Here is a 2,267-nt window from a genome sequence, read left to right on the forward strand (position 1 = left end):
ACATCCGACCGCGTAAGCGCTTCGGTTTCAAGTGCCCCATCGAGGTCATGACCGAGCTGATGGCCAAGCATCACGAGGCTCCCGCCTCAATCCAGTAACTGTGTTGCACTCAGCTCCTGCAACCGCCCAGTGATTCAGGGCGTGACGGGCAAGTCTACGATGTCATCGGTATAGGTTTTGGGCCCGCGAACATCGCCTTGGCCATTGCCTTGGAAGAATTAGGCTTTGCCGGAACACGCCTGTTCCTGGAGCGCCAGGGCAGTACGAAATGGCAACCGCAGATGATGCTGTCGGGCAGCGATATCCAGAATCATCCGAGCCGCGATCTGGTGACGCCACGCAACCCGCGCAGCCGCTACACCTTCACCAACTTCCTGTTCGAAAATGATCGGCTTTTCGAGCACCTCAATCTTGGTTTGGAGTTTCCGCTGCGCAGCGAATTCGCCGAGTACGTGCGCTGGGTCGCGGGTTTCTTTGCCAAAGACGTGGTTTACAACCAGGCCGTGACATCGATTCAGGCAGACCCTGTCAGCAACCTGTATTGCGTGACTACGCAAACCGGGAGCAAGTTTTTTGCCCGCTCGCTGGTCGTCGCACCCGGGCGGACACCCGTGATCCCGCAGGCATTCACCGACTGCGCCGCCGACCAGGTTTTCCATTTGACCCAGTACCTCGGGCGGTTGGCGCAACTAGCGCAACAGCGCGAGTTGAAGCGGGTCGCGGTAGTAGGCGGCAGCCAGAGTGCGATCGAGATCATGCTGCACCTGCGCCATAGCTACCCACACCTCGAGATCATCAACATCCAGCGCGGCTACGGTTTCCGCCTCAAGGACACCAGCCAGTTCAGCGAGCATGTGTACTTCCCGTCCTTTGTTGACCAGTACTACAACAGTTCCGCCGAAGCGAAGAAGAACATCAACCGCCACTTGCATTACACCAACTACTCCGCTGCCGACGCCGACGTGATCTCGGAGTTGTATGTAGGCATGTATGAAGACAAGTTGCAGGGTAAAAACAGAACCACCATCAAGAGTTTCAGTGACATCCAGGCTTGCACAGCCACCGGCCACAGCTACTCGCTGACGCTACTCGACACCCAGGCCGGGACCACCGAACAACTGCCTGAGTTGGACGCTGTCGTGCTGGCTACCGGATTCCGCAACCTGGGCACCGGCGCCCAAGACGAACGTTTCCCCTCCATTCTGCGCGACCTGGCCGAAAGCCTGGACTGTGATGCCCAGGGCGTGATTCGCATCGGACGTGATTATCGCCTGTCCGCGCGCGCAGGCTGCAACTTGCCGGCGCTTTACCTCAACGGTTTGTGCGAGTCGTCCCACGGCTACGGCGATGCAGGCTCCTTCAGCCTGTTGTCGCTGCGGGCCCGGGAAATTTTCACGTCGTTGAGCGAACAACTGGGGCTGGAAGACGCCGCAGAAAAAATCGCCTGAGTCGCCTTTTGATCGCACGCACCTCGACCCCTTATATGAGTAGGCCGTAAATGGAAATTTCAGGAATGGATGAGTTGGGTATATTTGCCGAGGTCGAGTCCCAGGCGCGAAGTTATTGCCGCAGTTTCCCCGTGGTCTTCGACCAGGCTCAGGGCAGCTATCTGTACGACCTCAAGGGGCAGGCCTACATCGACTTTCTAAGTTGCGCCGGCTCGGTCAACTATGGTCACAACCCTAAACCGGTCAAGGCAGCGGTAATCGACTACTTGCAACGTGACGGGATCCAGGCGGCGCTGGACATGCACAGCCGGGCCAAGCAGGAGTTTCTCTTCAACTTGCGCAAGATCATTCTTGAGCCACGGGCGCTGTCTTACAAAATGCAGTTCACCTCGCCCACGGGCACCAGCGTGGTGGAGTCGGCCATCAAACTGGCGCGCAAGGTCACCGGGCGGCAGCACATCGTCGCGTTCACCAATGGCTTTCACGGGATGTCGAACACCTCGCTGGGGCTGACCGGAAACCGCGATAATCGCCAACCTGGCGTCGATCCCTATGTGTTCCGCATGCCCTACGACGGCTACCTAAAAGGTCTGGATTCCGTCGAGTATTTCGAACGTTTGCTGAACGACAACAGCTCTGGCATGGATCTTCCGGCGGCGGTGATTCTGGAAACCATTCAGGGCGAAGGCGGAATCAACGTAGCGTCTTCCGACTGGCTGGTGCGTTTGCGCAAACTGACGGCTGAGCACGACATCCTGCTGATCATCGATGATATCCAGGCCGGTTGCGGCCGCACCGGGACCTTCTTCAGTTTCGAGC

Annotated in this window: 2 protein-coding genes; both read left to right on the forward strand. The window is 58.1% G+C overall.

Going from position 1 to position 2,267, the window contains the following annotated elements:
- Positions 1–116 precede the first annotated feature (116 nt).
- Positions 117–1,448 (forward strand): SidA/IucD/PvdA family monooxygenase, encoded by a 1,332-nt coding sequence (locus tag GIW04_RS29950; RefSeq protein ID WP_268939285.1) that lies wholly within the window; start codon positions 117–119, stop codon positions 1,446–1,448.
- Positions 1,449–1,498: 50 nt separating this feature from the next.
- Positions 1,499–2,267: aminotransferase class III-fold pyridoxal phosphate-dependent enzyme (locus tag GIW04_RS29955; protein WP_236479554.1), on the forward strand; the 769-nt coding region annotated here is incomplete at its 3' end.

It is taken from the genome of Pseudomonas sp. PA-4-8C, from assembly GCF_021606625.1.
Taxonomy (GTDB): Bacteria; Pseudomonadota; Gammaproteobacteria; order Pseudomonadales; family Pseudomonadaceae; genus Aquipseudomonas; species Aquipseudomonas lactis.